At 43.1% G+C, this 20,453-nt stretch carries 16 protein-coding genes and 1 riboswitch; of the genes, 8 read left to right on the forward strand and 8 right to left on the reverse strand.

Going from position 1 to position 20,453, the window contains the following annotated elements:
* Window positions 1-25: 25 nt before the first annotated feature.
* The 3 genes from CXF83_RS04940 to CXF83_RS04950 all read right to left on the reverse strand — a co-directional run bounded on the left by CXF83_RS04940 (window position 26) and on the right by CXF83_RS04950 (window position 2,577).
* Window positions 26-796, reverse strand: coding sequence for a PepSY-associated TM helix domain-containing protein (locus CXF83_RS04940; RefSeq protein WP_101091616.1), 771 nt, complete (start codon window positions 794-796; stop codon window positions 26-28).
* Window positions 793-1,326 (reverse strand): FMN-binding protein, encoded by a 534-nt coding sequence (locus tag CXF83_RS04945; RefSeq protein WP_101091615.1) that lies wholly within the window; start codon window positions 1,324-1,326, stop codon window positions 793-795. The genes CXF83_RS04940 and CXF83_RS04945 overlap by 4 nt, the downstream gene beginning before the upstream one ends.
* 72 nt (window positions 1,327-1,398) lie before the next feature.
* A complete protein-coding gene (locus CXF83_RS04950; RefSeq protein WP_101091614.1) occupies window positions 1,399-2,577 on the reverse strand; it encodes a porin in 1,179 nt (392 codons plus the stop codon).
* Window positions 2,578-3,066: 489 nt separating this feature from the next.
* On the opposite strand from CXF83_RS04950, the gene CXF83_RS04955 reads away from it, so the two are divergent.
* The 7 genes from CXF83_RS04955 to CXF83_RS04985 all read left to right on the forward strand — a co-directional run bounded on the left by CXF83_RS04955 (window position 3,067) and on the right by CXF83_RS04985 (window position 14,689).
* Entirely contained in the window at window positions 3,067-3,774 is a 708-nt protein-coding gene (locus CXF83_RS04955; RefSeq protein ID WP_101091613.1) for a DUF3581 domain-containing protein, read from the forward strand.
* A gap of 421 nt (window positions 3,775-4,195) precedes the next feature.
* Window positions 4,196-4,326: riboswitch (glycine riboswitch) on the forward strand.
* 186 nt (window positions 4,327-4,512) lie between these two features.
* On the forward strand, window positions 4,513-5,883 hold the full coding sequence (locus tag CXF83_RS04960) for an alanine/glycine:cation symporter family protein (RefSeq protein ID WP_101091612.1): 1,371 nt from the start codon (window positions 4,513-4,515) through the stop codon (window positions 5,881-5,883).
* Window positions 5,884-6,190: 307 nt separating this feature from the next.
* Window positions 6,191-9,898, forward strand: coding sequence for an ATP-binding protein (locus tag CXF83_RS04965; RefSeq protein ID WP_101091611.1), 3,708 nt, complete (start codon window positions 6,191-6,193; stop codon window positions 9,896-9,898).
* Complete coding sequence (locus CXF83_RS04970; protein WP_101091610.1) at window positions 9,898-10,521, forward strand: hypothetical protein; 624 nt, start codon at window positions 9,898-9,900, stop codon at window positions 10,519-10,521. Before CXF83_RS04965 ends, CXF83_RS04970 begins: the two co-directional genes overlap by 1 nt.
* On the forward strand, window positions 10,521-11,762 hold the full coding sequence (locus CXF83_RS04975; RefSeq protein WP_101091609.1) for a hypothetical protein: 1,242 nt from the start codon (window positions 10,521-10,523) through the stop codon (window positions 11,760-11,762). Before CXF83_RS04970 ends, CXF83_RS04975 begins: the two co-directional genes overlap by 1 nt.
* Window positions 11,763-11,952: 190 nt before the next feature.
* Complete coding sequence (locus CXF83_RS04980) at window positions 11,953-12,831, forward strand: DUF7281 domain-containing protein (protein WP_101091608.1); 879 nt, start codon at window positions 11,953-11,955, stop codon at window positions 12,829-12,831.
* Window positions 12,832-13,444: 613 nt separating this feature from the next.
* Window positions 13,445-14,689 carry a dicarboxylate/amino acid:cation symporter gene (locus tag CXF83_RS04985; protein WP_101091607.1) on the forward strand — a complete coding sequence of 415 codons (1,245 nt, stop codon included), beginning with the start codon at window positions 13,445-13,447 and terminating at the stop codon, window positions 14,687-14,689.
* 179 nt (window positions 14,690-14,868) lie between these two features.
* Here CXF83_RS04985 and CXF83_RS04990 read toward each other — a convergent pair whose 3' ends face one another.
* Window positions 14,869-15,051, reverse strand: a complete 183-nt coding sequence (locus CXF83_RS04990; protein ID WP_101091606.1) for a hypothetical protein — start codon at window positions 15,049-15,051, stop codon at window positions 14,869-14,871.
* Window positions 15,052-15,060: 9 nt separating this feature from the next.
* Between CXF83_RS04990 and CXF83_RS04995 the strand changes: the two genes are divergently transcribed.
* The gene (locus CXF83_RS04995; RefSeq protein WP_443018879.1) at window positions 15,061-15,213 is read left to right on the forward strand and encodes a hypothetical protein; all 153 of its coding nucleotides are present in this window, start codon (window positions 15,061-15,063) and stop codon (window positions 15,211-15,213) included.
* A gap of 33 nt (window positions 15,214-15,246) precedes the next feature.
* Here CXF83_RS04995 and CXF83_RS05000 read toward each other — a convergent pair whose 3' ends face one another.
* The 4 genes from CXF83_RS05000 to CXF83_RS05015 all read right to left on the reverse strand — a co-directional run bounded on the left by CXF83_RS05000 (window position 15,247) and on the right by CXF83_RS05015 (window position 20,341).
* Window positions 15,247-15,744, reverse strand: coding sequence for a hypothetical protein (locus CXF83_RS05000; RefSeq protein ID WP_101091605.1), 498 nt, complete (start codon window positions 15,742-15,744; stop codon window positions 15,247-15,249).
* Between the two features lie 176 nt (window positions 15,745-15,920).
* Window positions 15,921-16,415 (reverse strand): hypothetical protein, encoded by a 495-nt coding sequence (locus CXF83_RS05005; protein WP_101091604.1) that lies wholly within the window; start codon window positions 16,413-16,415, stop codon window positions 15,921-15,923.
* Window positions 16,416-16,952: 537 nt separating this feature from the next.
* Window positions 16,953-18,332 (reverse strand): sigma-54-dependent transcriptional regulator, encoded by a 1,380-nt coding sequence (locus CXF83_RS05010; RefSeq protein WP_101091603.1) that lies wholly within the window; start codon window positions 18,330-18,332, stop codon window positions 16,953-16,955.
* Window positions 18,329-20,341 carry an ATP-binding protein gene (locus CXF83_RS05015; RefSeq protein WP_101091602.1) on the reverse strand — a complete coding sequence of 671 codons (2,013 nt, stop codon included), beginning with the start codon at window positions 20,339-20,341 and terminating at the stop codon, window positions 18,329-18,331. The genes CXF83_RS05010 and CXF83_RS05015 overlap by 4 nt, the downstream gene beginning before the upstream one ends.
* Between the last annotated feature and the right edge of the window lie 112 nt (window positions 20,342-20,453).

Below are 20,453 nucleotides of genomic sequence, written 5' to 3' on the forward strand. Positions count from 1 at the left end.
GCTTTTCATCCAGGGTTACTGCCAATTATTTTTTACGTCGCTTAACTTTTACTGGTTTCTGCTGCAGCCAAATATAACAGCCAGTCAATGACATGATAATAAGGGCGATGGCAACTAAGTCCATCAGCCAAGGGCCTAACGCACCGAAGAAACGGCCACTGTGTAGATCGAGTAATACCCGCTCCCAATGCAGGCGACTGGCGCGTATTTGCTCCGCTATGTCATTGCTATCGGTATTATTTAAGGTCTTAACCCAAGGAATAGCGGCAAGAGGTTGAGATTGTGACCAATCAATAAGATCGTTATCAGCGACAAACAGTCCCGATGGTGTTTTTAGCCACAGATTGTCTTGCAACCCAAGTGCTTGTATATGAGAGGGCAAACCTGTCGCGCTATCTTGCGTTTCCAGTAGTTCACCTTGCTGAGACAGCAAGTAGAGATGGCTAGTATCCACAGCCACAATCATCGAGTTATAACTGACAACCGCCAATACGGATGCATTTGCTTCTAGAATTAATTGCTCATCAAGCCACACTTGGTTACCAGCACTAATGAGTTTGTGTGGCGTTTGCTGATAAAGATTAACGTCTTTTGGTGCTTTTACGCCGTAGTAATCAAGCAGCCAGCTTTGTTTTACTTGAGCGGTATCGAGGGAAAGGTGATTACTGTGGTTGATCAGTACGCCTGAAACGGCCATGAAAATGACGAATAAGGTCGAAAAAATACCTATTCTGCGGTGCCAAGGGCGTAATTGTCGTAACAGTTTTACTCTTAAGCTTGGATGTTTTCGCGTCATTCTTTATCTTTTTTAATCACATAGTCGTTTAGATACAGGGCTATTCGAGATAACTTTGTTAACGCTCGAACGGATAACGTTGCGCCTGTTATGCCATCGATATGTGTATCGAGTTGCAAGTCTTGCTTGAGTTTGGCTGATTTAAACTGATCAGTAAAGAAGTCATGCCTGACTTCATCGCCGCGACTTTCTCGATAAACCAGTACTTTTGTCTGGGCAATCGCACTGTCTTTGACATGAATGGCGACGGTGATGGCGGATTCTTTGCCTATTTCATCCATAATCCAAACGCTTTCATTAGCTTGCTGCCAGTAGCGTAGACGCATTTTTTTATAGCTATGGGCGAGGATAGATTCAATTGCTTGTTGAGCGGGTTCGTCAATCCAGAATACTTTAGCTTTAGGCACTTCAGCATTAAAGGCTTGGCTTATAAACTCTTCTGGCTTTTGGTAGGTCCCTCTAGCATTTACTGCAGCGCTCATCAATGAGCAGCTTAATAAGACAGATAATATAACGAGAGGTAGTTTCATGTTGATCTAGCTCATGTGGTGGTAAATGTATGAGTGCTCGAATTTGAGCACTCATTTTTAGCTGAGTTTACATTAGAACTGGTAGCCAACGCCTAAGTTAAATCCGTCAGCATCTTTAGCGCCACCCACTTTTTCATAGTCGGCTTTAAATACCACGTTTTCGTGCAACCAGTAGTTAATACCCACGTTGGTTTGCTCTACTTTAGTATCATCGCTGTTGCCTGCATTGTTGTCATACTCGTTGTAACGAGCAAACACACCAAAGCTTTCGTTGAAACGATATGAAGGTTCAATGTAGTAACCGTTTTGATCATCACGACCTAAGGTTTTTGCTTCTTGACCATCGATATCCCACTGAGCGTATAGTGCTTTAACAGTGAAACCTTTGATAGTGTAGATAGCATGAGCCGTTAACAATGTTGCTGATGCAGTTTCAACACCAGCACGGCCTTGAGTTAGATCTGACTGGTACTGAGCTGTAGCGGCTAATTCTAGACCCGGTACGGCGGTGTACTTAATGCGTGCGGTATAAGCTAAGTCTTCCGCTTTTGCTTTAGACACTTTTTGACGTCCGCCACGAATACTGTATGACTCATCAACGTACAGGCCTGAGGTCACTGCACCATCAAATGCAAGACCTGGAGCTGCTTGAATGTTTAGGTTTAGACCCGCTTCCCACCAAGTGGCTGGTAAGATATTTTTCTCAACAGGGTTACGCTCAACACCGTAAAATGCTGGTGGCTCGTGAGTTTCGTTAATGATACCGACAGGCATTAAGAACAAACCTGCTTTAGCAGTAAACATGTCATTAAAGTCATGCTCAATGTAAGCTTGTTCGAGTTCTACTTCACCGTTTTGTCCTTCACCAGAGATTGAGTGCTCAACTTCTAGCTCAGAGAAAAAGCGTGTGCTGTCATTGAACTCATGGCCAACAAAAAGCACGAAACGATGGAAGTCGAACTCTTTTTTATCTTTGCCAGTTTTGTTATTAGTGATGTTGTTATAGTGAAGTTCACCATAACCACCAATCGTTGTAGCACTCTTAGATTCAGAAGCTGACTCTTCAACAACATCAGCCGTTTTTTCAACGCGCTTCTCAGTTTCATCAAGACGTCTTTCAAGATCTTGTAAGACTTTCTGCTGTTGTTCAATAATCTTACGTAGTTCAGCAGTTTCATCCGAAGCATAAGCCCCTTGAGCCGCAAACATGCTAATTAGCGCAGTAGCAAGTAACGTTTTTTTCATCATCATTCGGTCCCTTTGTTAGAGCGGGTTATAAATTTTGTGAGGAGTTTATCAACTGAGTAACATAATGCAAACTATTCTCATTCAAATTATGATTAAGATCAAGGTTTGTAAATAAACTGTATCAGTGGTCCGTATTCGATATTTGTAACGTTTGATTTTATATCTATTAAAACAATGACTTGAGTGTTAGTCGTGGAGGGTGCTCGCTGTTACACTTTTCTTTACGTTACTCAATGTGTGAAATTGATACGCTTGGTTTAAGCTAAACAGATGGAACAAAGGCATAGTAAAAGTAAGGTTTTAGTGATGTTTTGAGCTGTAGATTCTTAAAGTAGCGAATTTTTTGTTAACGTTTATGGTGATATAAACGTGTTAAAACCTAGACTAATTGGGGGTGTGGGGCCATCATGCTAAGTCATCGGGTGAGTCAATTTTTGATCGTGGTATACAATGCTTGCCCATTTTACAGGCTAACAAGATTGTTGAGTGATTATGTTTCTAAGTTCTTTCTTTAAAAAAACAAACCAGTCTATTTTAATCGCTCCTGAACAGGCTAGTGAGTTTGCTAAAAGCGTTGCACAAGATTTCAATCCTATTCATGACGTTGCCGCAAAGCGCTTTTGTGTACCAGGCGATCTGCTTTTCTCTCTGGTATTGAATGAATACGGTCTTAGCCAAAAAATGACGTTTAATTTTGCCGGCATGGTTGGTGAAGGTGTAAAGCTACAGTTTCCCGTTACCGTAGATGAAGATTTCGATATTCACGATGACAAAGAAAAGTGCTATTTAAACGTACATCGCAGCGGTGATGTTAGACATTGTGATGTTCAGATTGAATCATTTATTCGTAAATATGTCGCATTTTCAGGCCTTAACTTTATGCATATTTTGGTGCCGATGATGAAACAGCGCCAAATGATGATCAACCCCGCAAGGCCGCTAGTTATTTATGAAAGCATGTCTTTTGATTTAACCACGCTCGACTTTACCGAAGTTGAGCTCACGTTAGTGAAGGAAGATTTACAGATCCAAGGTAAGCGTGGCGATGTCACATTAACGTTTGAGCTCCACAGTGGTGACACTTTGGTAGGCACCGGAATTAAGACATTGGTGATGAGCGGCCTACGCCCATACGTTGATGACCAAGCACAGCAGATGTTTGATAAATACGAAGAGCGCCGAATCAGCTATAGCGCTTAGAAAGACAGGCCCGTTATCGGGCATAGCATTCAGACCGATTGATCGCACTAGCGATTAGTCGGTTTTTTGTTTTAGGCTGCTGATTAAATCAGCAGCCAATCGATTGCGGGCTTTTTAGTGATTAAAGTGTGAGTTAGCTCACTTGAGGCTAGCGGTGAGATAACGCATTCTATTTAACCCTATTGATCGTGTTTAGATGCGGTTATTAGTGGATCCGTTCGGATGAAGGTAGCAGGAGAGTAGGGATAAATACCACTTCCAATAAATATGTGCTCAATTCAGAGCAACTATTCAATGGAATTGGTATACCTACACCGACGAGGCAACTTAGTTTCGAGCCCTACTTCACTATATTAATGTATAGCGTAGCGCTCAAATTAAGGACTCTTTCAGGTGCCACATTGTGGTGAGGACTGTTACTGGACGAGCCTCTGGAGAGACTGTGAACAGATAAGCGTTGCAAGCTTTATTTGCCACACAGCGCCGAAGGCGAAAGTGCTAACAGAACATTGTTAGCGCGAAACGCTCAGGCAAAAGGACAGAGGAGAGGATGACTGTGTTAGCTATTATCAACCCGATATTAGTCACTGTCGTTTGCTGCTGCGCCTTTTCTGCCTTTTATTGGGTTAGATAAACCGCTCGCTGCGATCAGCAGCGGCCAACACCAGCCATTTCTTTTCTCCTCCGATTATTAATAACTTTATACCAAGTTACGTTGTTTAATATTCGAGGAACACCATGAATTACCACGCACTACTAGCCGATATCAACGCCATTGTTTGGGGGCCTGTTACCCTTTGCCTACTGGTCGGAACCGGTCTTTATTTCACGATTAGACTTAAACTTATTCAAGTCTTTAAACTCCCGCTAGCCCTGAGTTTGCTGTTTAAACCCGCTACAGGCAAAGGCGACTTAACCTCTTTTGCTGCGCTTTGTACTGCATTGTCGGCCACCATAGGTACCGGCAACATTGTCGGCGTTGCTACCGCGATTAAAATTGGGGGGCCAGGGGCGCTTTTTTGGATGTGGCTCGCCGCCTTTTTTGGCATGGCGACTAAATACGCCGAGTGTATGTTGGCAGTAAAATATCGTACCACCGACGCCCGTGGCAACATTGCGGGCGGGCCTATGTATTACATTGAACGCGGACTCGGCCTTAAATGGCTGGCGAAAATTTTTGCCGTATTTGGTGTCGGTGTAGCATTCTTTGGGATCGGTACCTTTGCCCAAGTGAATGCCATTAGTGATGCCATGACTATCGCCTTTGATGTCCCGGCGTGGGTAACGGCCATTGTGCTGACCTTAATGGTGGCAGCGGTGACATTAGGCGGGGTTAAGCGCATCGCCAATGTGGCGCAAAAGGTCGTACCGACAATGGCGTTAGGTTATGTGTTTGCTTGCCTGTGGATTTTAGTGATGTTTGCCGATCAAATACTGCCTGCACTGCAACTTGTGCTGCACTCGGCTTTTACCCCAATTTCAGCCGCTGGTGGCTTTTTAGGGGCCACAGTGGCGCAGGCGCTGCAAATAGGTATCGCTCGAGGGGTGTTTTCAAATGAATCGGGTTTAGGTAGCGCACCTATAGCGGCGGCTGCCGCTAGAACCAATGAACCTGTTGAGCAGGGCATGGTGAGCATGACGGGGACATTTTTCGATACTATTTTAATCTGCACTATGACTGGGCTGGTGTTAATTATCACCGGAGTGTGGAGTGGCGACACTGCCGGAGCAGCAATGACCAGTGCCGCATTTGCCGCTGGTGGCTCAGCTATTATTGGCCAATACGTGGTGACTATCGCACTGGTTTGTTTTGCCTTTACCACTATTTTGGGCTGGAATTATTATGGTGAACGCTGTTGGTATTACCTCACGGGTCACTATTTGGGTGAAAAAGGCGTGAAACTATATCAGTTGACCTTTTTAAGCTTGATTGCCGTAGGTGCTTTTATTCAGTTAGATCTGATTTGGATGTTAGCGGATACAGTCAACGGCTTGATGGCGATCCCAAACTTGATCGCGTTAATTGGCTTAAGGCATGTGATTATTGCTGAGACGGATAAGTACTTTGCCAAGCGTCGCGCTGCTGTGCTTGACGAACTAAAACACTAGGGGCTAAGCACTAATCATTAATCTGGGTTTTAAGTCACTTCACTGCGCGTTTATGGGGAGTAAAGTGACTTATTATGATGTCTCGTGTTAGTGCCGTGGCGTAACGAGTTAAGCATCATTAATTCTACACCGTTCGCTAAATTGCTTAAATAAGTCCTTTATGCAGCCGCATAACGGAATAAAGTTAGCCAAATACCTGTTCAAGTAGGACTTGGCTATCGACAATATAGCTCAATCCTTATAAATTATCCGGCTTACCCTTTTTTACGTTGTAATGGCGTAAAAATCGCTCATATGAGGAATGTTCATGGCTCAACAAGGCTACTCTTTACTGCGTATTATCATCATTGACAGTTTTTGGAAGGGGCAAGTTAATGAGCTTGATTTAAGCGGCCACACGCAGTTAGAGGGAACCAATGGTGCAGGTAAAACTTCATTAATGCGCTTATTGCCATTATTTTATGGCATGCGGCCAAGTGACATTGTCAGCAAGGTTGATCAGGCACGTAATTTTGTCGATTATTATCTGCCACGTGCTTCAAGTATGTTGATCTATGAGTATCAACGTCCCCATGGGCAAACGTGCATGGTACTCGTGTGTAGCGATGGTCGCGGCGCGCAGTATAAATTTATTGATGCGGCTTATAACAGTGAACACTTTATTGGCGATAATCATCAACGTCGATCAATGAAAGAAATTGAAGGCTTTTATCGGCAGATAGGCTGTGACTCAACCAGCTATCTGGCCGTTGAAAAGTACCGTCAAGTGATCCAAAACCTCCGCAGCGGCCGAAAATTAAAAGATGTACGCCAACTGCAAAATCGCTACAGCTTTTGTGAACAGTCTAGTCCGCATATCGATAAAGTGATTAACGGCACCATCGAAAAGAACCTCGATTTTGAAGCTGTGAAACGTATGCTGGTGGCTATCGCGAGTGACTATCTTGCCCGAGGTACAGGGGAAGAGAAAGAGCAAATAAGCCTCAATAAAGAGGACATCAGCAGTTGGTTGGCTGATATTCAAGCGAGCCGTGCGGTACAAAAAGTAGCAGATAAAATTGGCCTGTGGCAGGGTGAATTTAATAGCCTAGATAGTCTATTGAACAAGCTTCAGCACCTGCATTTTGAAATACTAGCCCATCAAGTAAGCCTCAATGAACAACAAGAGACCAGCGCTGAAAAGAAAAGGCAGGCACAACAACAGCTTTCAACTTTGGTACATGAACTAGAAACGACCAAGCAAGCATTGAGTAAGCAGGTGTCTAACTTAAAGGCAGATATCGAGGGCGATCAAAGCCGGATTGATCTACTCGATACTGACAAGATGAAGTATGACGATGATGATGCGGCAAATTATCAGCTGCAAGCAGACAGAGCACCGCATATCCAAGATCAGCTTAATGAGATCAATGCGATTATTAATGCCTTTGAAGGTAATATTAATAAGTTGCAGCAAAAATTTGCCGATCTGATCCAAACATTAAAATTTCAACACCTTCAAGATCAAACCAACAATCAAACGAAAGTCACCAGTATTCGTGAGGTTGCCACCCAAAAGCTCACTAAAATCATTGATGTTGATCGGTTACAAAATCGCGAACTAGAGCAGCAACTGAATGGGCGCAATATTGCCCTGCAGCTGAAGAAACAGCAGCTAGAAAGTGATCTTAAACTAGAGCAGCAAAAATTATCCCTGGTGCAGCTCAATCAAGTGCAGCTCGCCCCAGAGTTGCAGCAAGATATCGAGCAAAACACGCAAGCGTTAAGTGATGCTAAAGATAAACAAAACAGTTTGTATAAAGCGCATTCTCAAGCGCTGCAGCAATATAACGGTCTAATCAAGCGCCGCGATAATCAGTTAGAGAAATATGCTCAAGAAAAACGTCAGTTAGAGGGGCTCTCGACGGAATATGAGCAGGTACGTGCACAGCTTATTCCTGCTGATGGCTCGTTACAGTATTTTCTTGATAACGAAGCACAAGCAAAAAACTGGAAAGATAACATTGGTCGCTTACTGACAAGCGAGCAGTTAACGCGTTGTGATCTAGCCCCTACATGGGTCGGTGGCGACAGTTTTTATGGTCTTTCTCTCGATCTAGCGCCTTTACAGAGCAATGACTCACTGTTTCTCGATGAGATCCAACTACGAGAAAAGTGTGAAGCCTTGGGGGATAAAATAACTGAGCAGGCTGCTCGAATTGAACAGCTCGATGAGCATATTGGCTTATTAACCAAAGAGATCTCTGTAGCGGAAGCTGATTGCGCAACGGCGACGCAGGATCTGACCAAAAATGAACTCAATTTGCAGCAGCTAAATGTGCAAAAAGAGAATTTTGAGGTTAAAAAAGCCGTGGCGATTAAGGCTTATACCGATGCTGTTAATCAGCAACTCAAAACGCTAGAGTCTGAACAGAAGCGCTTAGTCAAACAGCAACAACAGTATACAGATGATGCTGAAGAACAGCGCCATGAACTGCATAATCAGCTACTTGAAAAACGTATGGTGGTAGAAGGCGATCGTGATAGCCAGCTGGCATTGCTAGTGGAGGAGAGCACAGAGAGTGACGCGAACTATAAGCAACGTTTAAAAGATCTGAAAAAGCAGCAAAACACCGATCTGGCCAAACTTGATCCAGACGGAGAGGTCGATAAACGCACCACAGAGCGCAAGGCGATAGAGCAAGCGTTGAAGCAGTGTGCTGTGTTTGAGCAAAAGGCACATCACTACCAGCACTTTATGAGTGACCGCTATTGTCATCGTGATGGTTTAGTTGAGCAAAATCAGAATCGATTAGTACAGCAGCGGAGTATTGAGACTCAGCTTGAAGATGCTAACGTGCGACTCAATAGTGACATCACAGCGCTACGCAGCGATATTAAAAAACTGAATGATAAAAAAACCTATGCCGAGGAGTTGCTCAATCAATTAGCGGACAGCCAACGTCACTGTGAAAAGCAGGGCATTGAAGCGTTGGAGTCTGCTGGTCAACCGCATAATCAAGCGGATCTTAGTGTGAGTTTTTGCGCCGATTGGCTCAATCAATTTAAAGTGATTGAAAAACGCTTAGGCGAGCAGCTGAATAAGTTTAACGACGGTTTTAAAAAGAAACATGCCAGCAGCGATCTGTACGATAACTGGCAAAAGCTGGTGGCTGAACACGATAACTTTAGTGCCGCAAAAAGTTTGTTTAAATACCGAGAGCCCATCGTCGAGCTGTTAAGCAGTGCTCAGCAAAAGCAAAAAAACACTTACCAGTTGGTGTCGGTTAACGCCACCATGATCAATGAGTTTTATCAGCATGTTGAGAACTTTGCTAGACAAATTAAAACGATAGGTAAGCAGCTGTCGACTAAGGTAACAGGGCTTGCTCATTTTGATGCGTTAGCAGAGATCAGCGTCACCACAGTGATGAAGCAAGAAGAGTTGGAATACTGGGGATCGTTAAAAGAGTTTTCAAAAGCCTATGATCTATGCCGCGATCAATTAAGCGACGGTGTTGGTGAGATCCCTGACGATCTTGTTTATGCGATGCAAAAATTGGCGACGTACTTGCCTAGCGAAGGTTTTGTATTAAACCACTGCAATCTGTTTGATATTGAATTTACCATCACTGAAAAAGGCCAGGTTAAACATGCGCGTAATGCACGTCAGCTCAAAAAAGTGAGCTCGACGGGTCTATCGTATTTGGCGATGTTGTCGTTGTTTGCAGGCTTGCTTGGGATGCTGCGTGGCGAAAGCCAATTTGGCAGTCAGATCATTTTACCAGTGGATGAGCTGGGTGAATTGGCGGCTGAAAATATTGATCTGTTATTGAAAATGTTTAGTGATAATGACATTCACATTTTATCGGCTTCGCCGTCCACCGATCGTCATATTTTATCCTTATACGACAGACACTATAAGTTGAAAGATAATAAAATTTATCATGCTGAAATACCGCAGTCGCGCCTCGATGAACTTTTGGCAAACCGAGCCAGTCAGCAACAAACGGCGACCGCTAAGCAGGAGTTATAATGTTTAAACAGACGATTCAAAAACTGCTCACTGGAGAAGTGATTTGCGAAACCGCTTTTGCTGAAGAGTTTACCTACCTTAAAGTCGACAGTGAGTTTGAACGAGTCAGTGATTTTTTGTCAAATCTCGATCGTAACCTAACTTACCTCGACAGTGCGGATGCCTATTACTGCACCTTTATGCAAGTGGATCAAAGTAATTCTGCCGAGTTGTCAGCGCTGTTTAATGAAATGCGCAGTGTGTTTAGACCGTTAGTTGAATTCTTAGATTTACTGCTGACTGCGACCCAAGCCGATCTGCCCTTGCATGGAAAATCAGTCGTTAATATTAACGCACTATTCGAACCGTTCGAGCAAGATCAAACCTTACGCGATCAACTTAGACGGTTGACCTCGATTAAGCCGTTTAAAACCAATAAAGAAGAAACCAGAGAGCAGCTTGCGACCTTATTTAATAAGCTCGAAGATATGCACTATTTCGTTAGGAAAAACCCCGGTAGTAGTCGTTATTTCGCCACGGCGCGGTTTGATCTTATTTACTGTTTAATTGAGTTTTTAAATGATTCAGAGCAAGTCGAATTGCCGGATGAGCAGACCGAACAACAAGATGAGTTATTGTTCTAATGGCAGGCTTTGATGCAGGACAGGTTGCAGCGCTGCTGAGAAAAATAGGCGCTAACGATGAGCTATTGGCTAACGCTTATGTCTACGGCTCGATAGCAGCAGACAGTCAAGATGGCAAAACCATTTCGACCTTACACAAGGCGGGTCTACTGCGCCCTGATGATGAAGCTGGTGAGTTTAGGGTCACCACAGACTTTAAACGTATGCTTAATCGTTTGATGCGCAAGCAAAGCAGTTATCGTCAGTTAACCGACATGGGCAAGGTGATTGAAGCGCTGGACGAAACGGTGAAAGACTATCAACTGTCGGTACAGGCTAATCATTCTGAAGATGCCGATCTGTTTTTAGAACAACTTGACGATCTGTTATATGAAACCAAAGATGGTTTAAACAATAACCTCGACAATATGCATTACGGTATTGTGAGCCAGTTTGGTTTTGTCAGTAGCCTAGCGAACAAGATAAGACAAAACGAGCGCTACTTGAACCATGCACAGAATCTACTGACCGAGCTGCAACAAATTGATCCAGAAGCTTGTTATGAGTGGATAAACTGGCCGTGTCCAAATGAGTTCGCTCGTAAAATTACCGGTTTTGTCTATTGGTTTAACCAAGTGTTGCCAAGGCTACGTTTCATTATCGACAACATGCGTCTGAGCCTGTTTCGCTTACGTCGTGATGAGAAAAAGGCCAATCAACTGCGCAGCATGGCGCGTTTTTTACGTCAGCACCCTGAGTTTGATCTAAGCGATAATCTGTATGAGCACCCTGAATTGCCTGAGGGCTTAAAATTAGCCCCGGCGATGGCGCTTAAATCTTATGTTGATACGCGTAATACCGCGTTAGAAGCACCGCTTATTCAGTTAGTTCAAGCCTTGCGAAAGCAATCTATGGCTCAGGATATGAAGGAGCGAGAGACTGCAGACATTGAGCTTAAGCCGATAGAGCGAGTGCGCTATCAAAGTGACTTTTTTGATCTGCAAGCTGAATTGCTGTTTGAGCAAGTCATTACGACTAATGCCCCCATCTCCGCCTTAGTATTTTGGCGACAGTCACAGAATGATTGGCAAGAAAATGCTCATAGCATCAAGCCAAAAGCCTGGATTGAATTGGTGTTTAGCTGCTATTGCAAGCTAACCAATGAACAACAAGCCGCGTTTAGCATCAATATGAAAGGGGTCCAACTTGCGGGGACATCCGATAACTTCAGCTACCACGATGTGGTGATCGGCTTAAATTAATCGCTGTGCTCTCTATTGCGGTTGTTCAATTTGTAAGAGTCTGAATTTTATCCATCTGAATAAAGTAGGTCTTCATCAGCATGGATGTAAGGCAAAGCCCCAGGGATGGGGTTACGGCGGCCTTGCCGATGAATGACAGCAGTGCTAAATAAACAACGTTTGAAAATCGCGCTTTGAATATAGGTTATGTATGCAAAAAGGCTTGTTTAACGATACCCAAAAACTGCTGCGTAAATATTCTGCAGGTGACAAGATTCCAAGTAAAGAGTATTTAAAACGCCTAAAGTCGGACTATGATTTTGGTGTGTTTTCAGCTGGCTATTTCACTTACGCCATCGCTGATAAAATACGGCTCATTAATAAAGTTAAACAGCAGTTGGACGCGCATCTTGAGTTTGACCCCTATCCAGAACCACAAAGTCGACATGACAATTCAAAGACCGATAGAAATGAGAAGTTAAATAGCTACCCTGTTAGCCGTGACTTTATTCTCATTAACAGCATCAATGGTTTGAAAATCAACAAACAACTGATCGCTAAATCGCCATTTTCTTCATTGGGACTGTCAATAAAAGCTGACGAAATCGACAGTATTGAACACCCATACATCGTGCTGGTGGAGAACCTGACATTAATGGCTAACTTGGCGCAGCTCATCCTACCAGAGGCTTTAAAAGATGCATTGTGGGTATACCGTGGTGACGTAAAGCCCAGCCAGCAAACCGGAACTGCCTATCAATTTTTTAGGCGTTGGCAACATAACGCCAGCTATAAACTGGTCTGTTTTAGCGATTTAGACCCAAAGGGCATTGAGATCGCTTACACCAGCCAAGCGGATTACTGGTTGTCACCAGCAGATTGTGAGGCGGCGATAGCGATTACAGTAGGGTTAGAAGGAATTGAGCAAGAGTGGCATAACCAAAACGAAGCACGTCTTTATTTGGGCCGTCAACAGCCGTTACCCGCTCAATGTCAGTTGGCTTTATTGTTAATGAATCAGCAACATCTAACACTGAAGCAGGAGCATATGCTAAGTCATCATTTGCCGTTGCAGCTATTTGCTTTGTAGACGAAGGTTGTCTATTAACCGTCATTTGTTGAGATGTTCTTGCGATAACTATCCTCTCCTTGAAGGCTCCTTAAAGACGTTATCATTATTGATTAGCGTTATAGGGCTGTATCGTTCGGTATCACCTCAGTATTAAGCTGCAACATTTGCTAGCGATGTAATCGGCGCTAAAGTGTGCGCCAAGTCGCTGCTCGAGTATAAAATAGACTGGTAATCACTTTATATAAAACTGCCTAACACCACAGGGTAGTGACTTAGTTTGCTTGCTATGGTATTGGTAGTTTTTAGCTCTGCGATCCACGCCGTTTCAGGTGATTTAAACTGCTTTTTTTTGAAAGAAAAATAAGTCAGTGTTGTGTGAATGTTGCCTCTGTAGGTATTTTCTTGGGTTACTTGTATTTTTTGAGGGTTTTTTTTGATTTTATACAGTGCTTTAGTGTAGGTATTCTAATTTGTTATAAGTTTGTTTTGTAAAGTAATTCGGTGTTTTTTATTGAATTTATTGCCAGCATGTTTCACTATCCTAACCACAAATAGGCGACTAGTACTAAGTCGTCATGATTGAAGGCAATAGAAGACATGCGATAAGACATGTCGAATATAAGGCAAGTTAATGACTAAATCACTTTCAACGCGGATCTTTATGGGTCTGTTTACCGGTCTGATCCTCGGATCGATTATTCAATATTCTCTCGCAGATATCAGCTTCTTTACTGGCACTGTTGTCGATATCGCCTCTGGCGCTGGCACCATGTTTGTCAACATGATCATGATGTTAGTTGTACCGCTGGTTTTTGTTTCCATTGTATGTGGGGTTTGCGAGCTTAAAGATCTCAACAGTTTTGGTCGCTTGGGCGGAAAAACCTTTGGCTTCTATATCATCAACACGTTAGTGGCCATTTTTGCGGCTTTGACGGTAGCCTTGTTATTGGCTCCGGGTAAAGGGGTTGATATGTCTAGCAATGGTGGCGTCGATATTGTCGCAACTGAGTTACCAAACTTAGTTCAACTTATCGTCGGCATTGTACCGAGCAATCCAGTCGCCGCCTTTACGTCAGGCAATATGCTGCAAGTTATTTTTATGGCTCTGCTGCTGGGGGGGGTGATTAAGTCGCTTGGCGAGACAGCTAAAAGTGCAGTCAGTGGCTTTCAGGTTGCTAACAACATTATGATGAAGTTGATTAGCGTGGTGATGCAGCTTGCACCAATCGGTGTGTTTGCATTAATGCTTAAACTCGGTGCAACACTTGAAGCTGCCATATTTGGTAGCGTGCTTGAATACCTAGTGGTGATTTTAAGTTTGCTACTCTTCTGGATTTTTGTGGTATACCCATTTGCGGTAAGCATGTTTACGCCTGTATCGGCGAAAGAGTTCCGCAGTAAGACCCGTGAACAGATCCTGTTTTCACTATCAACGGCAAGTTCAAATGCAACAATCCCAGTGACGATGCGCACCCTGACCGAAAAGCTTGGCGTTAATCGTGCTGTTGCTGGATTTGGCGTTCCGCTCGGTGCCACCATGAACATGGGCGGGGTATCGATTTACATCACTATTGCTATTTTCTTTGTCGCAAACGCGTTTGGTGCTCCAATCGGCATGGATCAGCTTCCTGCACTACTGTTTAGTATCTTCTTGCTCTCTGTTGGCGCTGGTGGCGTTCCTGGAGGCGGAATGGTGATGATTGGTGTGCTTATCCATCAGATGGGTTTACCAGTCGAAGCATTTGCTATTGTTGCAGCGCTAGACCGCTTAATCGATATGGTACTGACCTCATGTAACGTGGTTGGTGATACCGCAGTGCTGACTATTGTTGATGAGACAGAAAAGCGTGCTGAAGCTAAATTAGCGACAGTTTAACGCTGAAGGTTATTACATTTGAAATGTCAGCTATTTAGCTGGCATTTTTTTTGGCTAAATTTTTACTTTTTTTTAAAACTATTTTAGTTCAGTGGCTCTAACATCAATATAAATGTTGCCAATGTACCTCTTCCATAACTCATCGAAACTGATTCTAACCCAAGATGTAGAGGGGGATTTTAGTGAAGCTCTTGCCCCATATTTTTATCTTGTTCTGGGTCACAGCCTTCGCTAGATACAAACGTCGATGCTGAGCTTTGTCCACGCATTTGGCAGTGAATATGATTTAAATTAACAATCAATAAACTATCATCTTTGTAGTAGGCATAAGGAGTGCTAATGGTAAGAGTTGTTTTAACCATTAAATCTTGGTGTTTCCTGTTGAAGCATTTGCTATAACAGCAGTGTTAGATCGCTTAATCGATATGGTCCTTAACTCATGTCACATGGTTGGCGATACCGCAGTGCTGACCATTATTGATGAGACAGAAAAGTGCACTGAAGCGACATTCGCGATGGTTTAATACTAAAGGTTATTACATTTGAAATGTCAGTAATTAGCTGGCATTTTCTAGGGTGGTATTTTGACACTGATTGAAAAAGGCTTTTAGTTCAGCAGCTTCTGAATCAATATAAAATGTTGCCAACGAACTCCTTCCTGAGCTCATGGAAACAGCTTCTAACCCTAGATGTAGAGGGTTATTTGACTGGAACTCTTTACGCAGCATTTTACTTTTCTCTGGCTCACAGCCTTCGGTAGATACAAACGTAGAGGCTGAGCTTTGTCCACGCATTTGGCAGTGAATACCATTTAAATTAACAATCAATAAACTGTCATCTGCGTAGTAAGCATAAGGAGTGCTGGTGGTGAGAATTGTTTTAATCGTGGTATCGATAGAAGTGCAGCTAAGAAGTAGAGTGTTACTTTCTTGTGAAACAAGCAGAGACGAATTTGACGCAGATGAGCTAATCATTAAATTGCTATAGGGTTCAGCTTGCGTCATAAAGCTTGGTATAGCGATTAAGATATAAACTAATATATGGAGAGGTTTCACTATTCATCCTTGATTTTTAAAGTGCCCATCCTATGAGCGTGTTCTAATCCGCCGCATATTACCACAGCAGAAATAAATTTGAATAGTTAAGCGATAGAAACCGCTAGTTTTATAAAAAATGTTGGTGAATCATGCCATTTGTATTTCATCTAGCTTGAAGATATAGGAAGTCGTGATTAAAAGCGGTTTAAACTTTTCATTGAAAGTTGTTGACAGTTTTTTCGTAATTCGAGCATCGCTTTGTCAAGTTGATGAATGTTAAAACTCGCATTACTGCTGATACCTGAGCTTAGTGATATAGCTTCGAGGTTAAGTACGCCATCTACAGAGCTATTGATTTCATCAAGTATCGTATGCAAGGGTTCATTATCACAGTCAAAACAGGATTTAAACATTGAATCCGAACCTTCACCACTCAACTGTCGTCTTAAACCATTGAGTTCGAGTATTAGAATACTTGGATCGTCATGGTAAGCATAGAAACTCTGAGTATCTAAGATTGTTTGTATCTCTGTATTATTTGTATCACATTGAAATAATAATACATTACCGTTTTGTACCGTTTGAAGATGGTGTGATTGGATATCACTTTCTAAAACGAAATCGCCAAAGAATGCTGCATTTGCGGGAACCACGATAAACAAGCTAAGTAAAAGCATAAACGTTTTCAAAATGATGTCCTATTAGGTAAATATATATTGCAAGGAGAACTCAGAATTTCGGCTAAATACGATACGGCGCAACTGTATCAGTTGTTATAGATGTTATCTAGCTGTTGGTGTCACAATAATGGCGTTAGTCGTATTTTTGACGAAATAAAGTGAGTATCTTATTGGTAGCGCTTTAAATTATGACTAATTCAAATGAAAGTTGGCTTATCGTTGTAATTTAGAAGATGTTTGTTGTTGTATTGTTGATTCTCGTTGTTGAGTGAAGCACTAGAGTTAATGTGCCGTTAGCCTCGTAGAACTCGAAATATTTAAAGTAATCGGAAGTGATTTTACGATTGGTTATGTGTTTTCAAAAGATAATTACGGTTGATTTAATCATCGGGGTAATGTTGAGAAGTTTGAGTTATAGCAGAGTGTTCGGATCTATACGGATTGATATTGAACCTGATTAGAGACGGATTTTACTATGCTGACAAGGCGGAGAGCTCTCTACCTAAGTAGAGAGCATTAGCTATAAATGTTCAATAATAGTGAAGTCTATTTATCTTGCTTAAGTCGTCGACTTAACGCGCTTTGGCTAATGCCGAGCATTCTTGCTGCTGCAGTTTGGCTATTGGCTGTGCGGCTCATGGCTTCATTTATCAGTGCGTCGCCCATCTGCGCTAATGTCGGCAGCTCTTTTGGAAAAACCAACTGGCATTTATCATCGGGAGCGGCTTTATTGAGATTTATGGCTTCCATAAAGGGGGTAATGTTGAGTTGAATACCATCGCTTCTGCTGACCGCATCAAACACCATTCCCTTAAGTTCGTGTAAGTTTCCAGGAAACTCATACTCGGCTAATTGTGCGGCAAGGCTGCTGGGTTGTTGTGGTCTAGACAAGTTCATCTCATCTGCTGCCAGGGTGATGAAGTGATTAATCAACATGAATAGGTCGAGCCGACGTTGCCTTAATGGTGGCAGCTTTATGGTGTGAGATCGTAACCGGTATAGGAGATCGTTTCGAAACTTGCCGGCTTTGCTTAGTGCGAGCAGATCATGCTGTGTCGAGGTGATGATTTTACACAGTACGGGATAGGCTTTATCACTGCCAATTGGATAGTATTGTTTATGCTCAATCACATCGACCAGCTTTGCTTGTGCTTCTATCGGTAAATCACCAATCTCATTCAAATACAGTAAGCCTGATTGCACTTGATGTAATACACCTGCTTGCGCGCTGACTTGGCCATTTTCGAGGGTCTTGATCTGCCCAAATAGCTGCAGTTCGAACGCAGAGGTGCTTATTCCTACAAGGTTCACATTAACAAATGGCGCGTCAGGGCAACAAAGTAGATGGCCTGATTTGGCGAATTCATCCTTGCCGGTGCCGCTTTCTCCTTGGATCAAGATTGGCTCTGGGCTGGGTGCAACGGCTTCAAAGTAACGGAACTGGTCGATCAAGGAGGGCTCGCAAGTCAGAATATTATTGAACGCTTCGGGCTGACTTAAGGTTTTACTTAGAAAGCTCTCTTTTATTCTTAAATAGTTGCGTTCCAGACCGACAACCTCTAAGGCACGACGAACGGTTCTGGCCAGATCATTAACATTGTCGGTTTTAATAAAATAATCGTACGCGCCATGTTTAATGCAGCGGACTGCGGTATCGACTTCATTAACGCCAGTGACAATGATGACCCGTGTATTAGGGAACGCATTGCGGATCATATCCAACAGTTCTTCACCTGAGTGAAATGGCATCGTCAGATCCAGTAATACCAAAGCGTAGTCACTCACCTCAAGACGGTTCATCACTTGTCTGCTGTCAACACAGGTATCAATTTTTGCTTCGGGCACTAACCGATTGAGCGTAATTGATAAGGTGCGCAACCAAGATGCTTCATCGTCGACAAGTAGGATATTTCTGGCAAGTTTCACGTTTGAGACTCCAATGGAAAACGAAGGGTAATGACCGTACCTTGGCCAATACGTGATTCAATCTGCATATCGGCTTTATGTTCTTTAATAATGCGGCTGCAAACGGATAAACCTAGACCACTGCCACCATTGGAGCGTCTGGTGGTGAAAAATGGCTCGGTGATCCGTTGCAGTGTCGCTCTGTCCATTCCTTGGCCTTTATCTATCACGGTTAGGCAAGCAAATTGCTCCTCTACGCTGGTCTTTATCAAGATATGCTGGTCATGCTCATAAGTCTCGGCATCAAGTTCAATGGCATGGCAGGCATTTTGAATCAAATTAATCAGCACTTGGTTGAGTTGCTGTGCATCACCTTTAATGATTGGGCTTGGATTGTGCAGTTCAGTGGCGACATTCAAGAGTTTTATTTGGTTAGCGGTTAAGCGTAAAGATACCAGCACCACTTCATTAAGTGCGATAGCTTGATATGCATCGGTGAGCGTTGGCAAAGCGTAACGCTTTAGGTCACTTACGATGCGGCTAATTCGTCCGGCGCCTTCAAGGATCGACTGACTACTCAAACTGAGTTCTGCCATGGCGGATGTAGGTTCTAGGCCGGCAATATTCCAAAATGGATTTTGTTTTTGATAGCTATCAGCGGCGCTTGAAAGGTCGGTAAGGGCATCATTAATAAACGCAATGGAGTGGACGATAATACCGGTGGGATTATTAATTTCATGCGCGATACCCGCAGATAGCTCGCCTAGTGAGGCCAGCCTACTGGCTTCGTTATTGGCTTGGCGCAGCCGCTGCTGTTCTGTCGTTTCTTCAAGCAAGATAACCGCTTGATTATCACCGATAGGATGCAGCTGTAACTGCCAATACTGATTTTCAATCATCATATCTGCAATGGTCGATTTATCCGTATCGAGTGCTTCAATCAAGGTTGGGTAAAGTGTAAAAGGTTGACCATCTTCATAGTGAAACAGAGGATTACTCAGCAGCTGGTTATTGTCGTTGCTCCATAAGCACTCACCCTCTCGATTAAATAGAGTGACCCCATGAGGAATACCATCTAACACCGATTGGAACTGTTTAGAGAGATTAGATATAGCCGTTTCTGCTTTTTTTCGCTGTGCTAACTCAAGGTTTAGCGCTGTGGTGCGTCTGCGTAAGTTCAGACTGATGTAACCCGTCAGTAACATGCCTATCGCAGAGATAAGGCTGACGAAAATAGCCAACGACAGTATTTTTTGTTGGGCAGAGTTAAGATCCACTTTCTCACGGCCAGTACCAAACCACTTATTGACGAGACGGTCATATTCTCCTGACAGTTTTAGCTGCCTTAATGCATCATTAATTTTATCCATTAACACGGCATTTTTATGGTTGCTTATAAAATTAAACGCGCCGTAAATGAGTGGGTCGCTAGAACTTCGAATTGAGGGATATAAAGGCATTAATCGTCTTGCGACAAAGTTTTCGGCAATCACCACATCGACTTTGCCTTTTATTAATAGCTGAAAACCCGTTTCATAAAGATCGACATCGACTCTTTTAAAATTTTGCAGTTTTCCTGATATGTACACATCGACACAAGCGCCTTTTTTGATGGCGACACGCTTCCCTTTTAGGTCGTTCCAGCCGTCAATAAATGACTTTCCTTGCAGGGTGTAGGCTTTTGCATGGGTGGCATAAATGGGATCTGATTGGCTGAGATCGCGATCGATCGTCACCGGACTCACCACGGCAATCACATCAATCAATGATTCAGGATTGTGTACATCGGCAAGTAATTGCTGAAATGTCTTACGTCTAACGACGATGCGCTTGCCTATTAGTTGACCAATCCTATCCATCAATTCCAGGTTAAAGCCTTGTTCGACGCCATTATTACGCCACTCTAGCGGAGCTGTTTTTGAGTGAACTCCAAAGACAATACTTTGCTTTTCATGGGGGGCTGCGGCCTGTGCAATGAGAGGGAGAGTCAAAAGACTGAGAGTGCAGAATAAGTTAACTAATATTTTCATAAGCCAATTTTAGCATGCGCTTATAGAGCATAACTGTGCTGAGATTCTCGCTTTAACTACCTATTTACATATCGTTTGGCTATACATCACCTTAGGTGTTCAGCTTTATGCA

It is taken from the genome of Shewanella sp. Choline-02u-19, assembly GCF_002836205.1.
Lineage (GTDB): Bacteria > Pseudomonadota > Gammaproteobacteria > Enterobacterales > Shewanellaceae > Shewanella.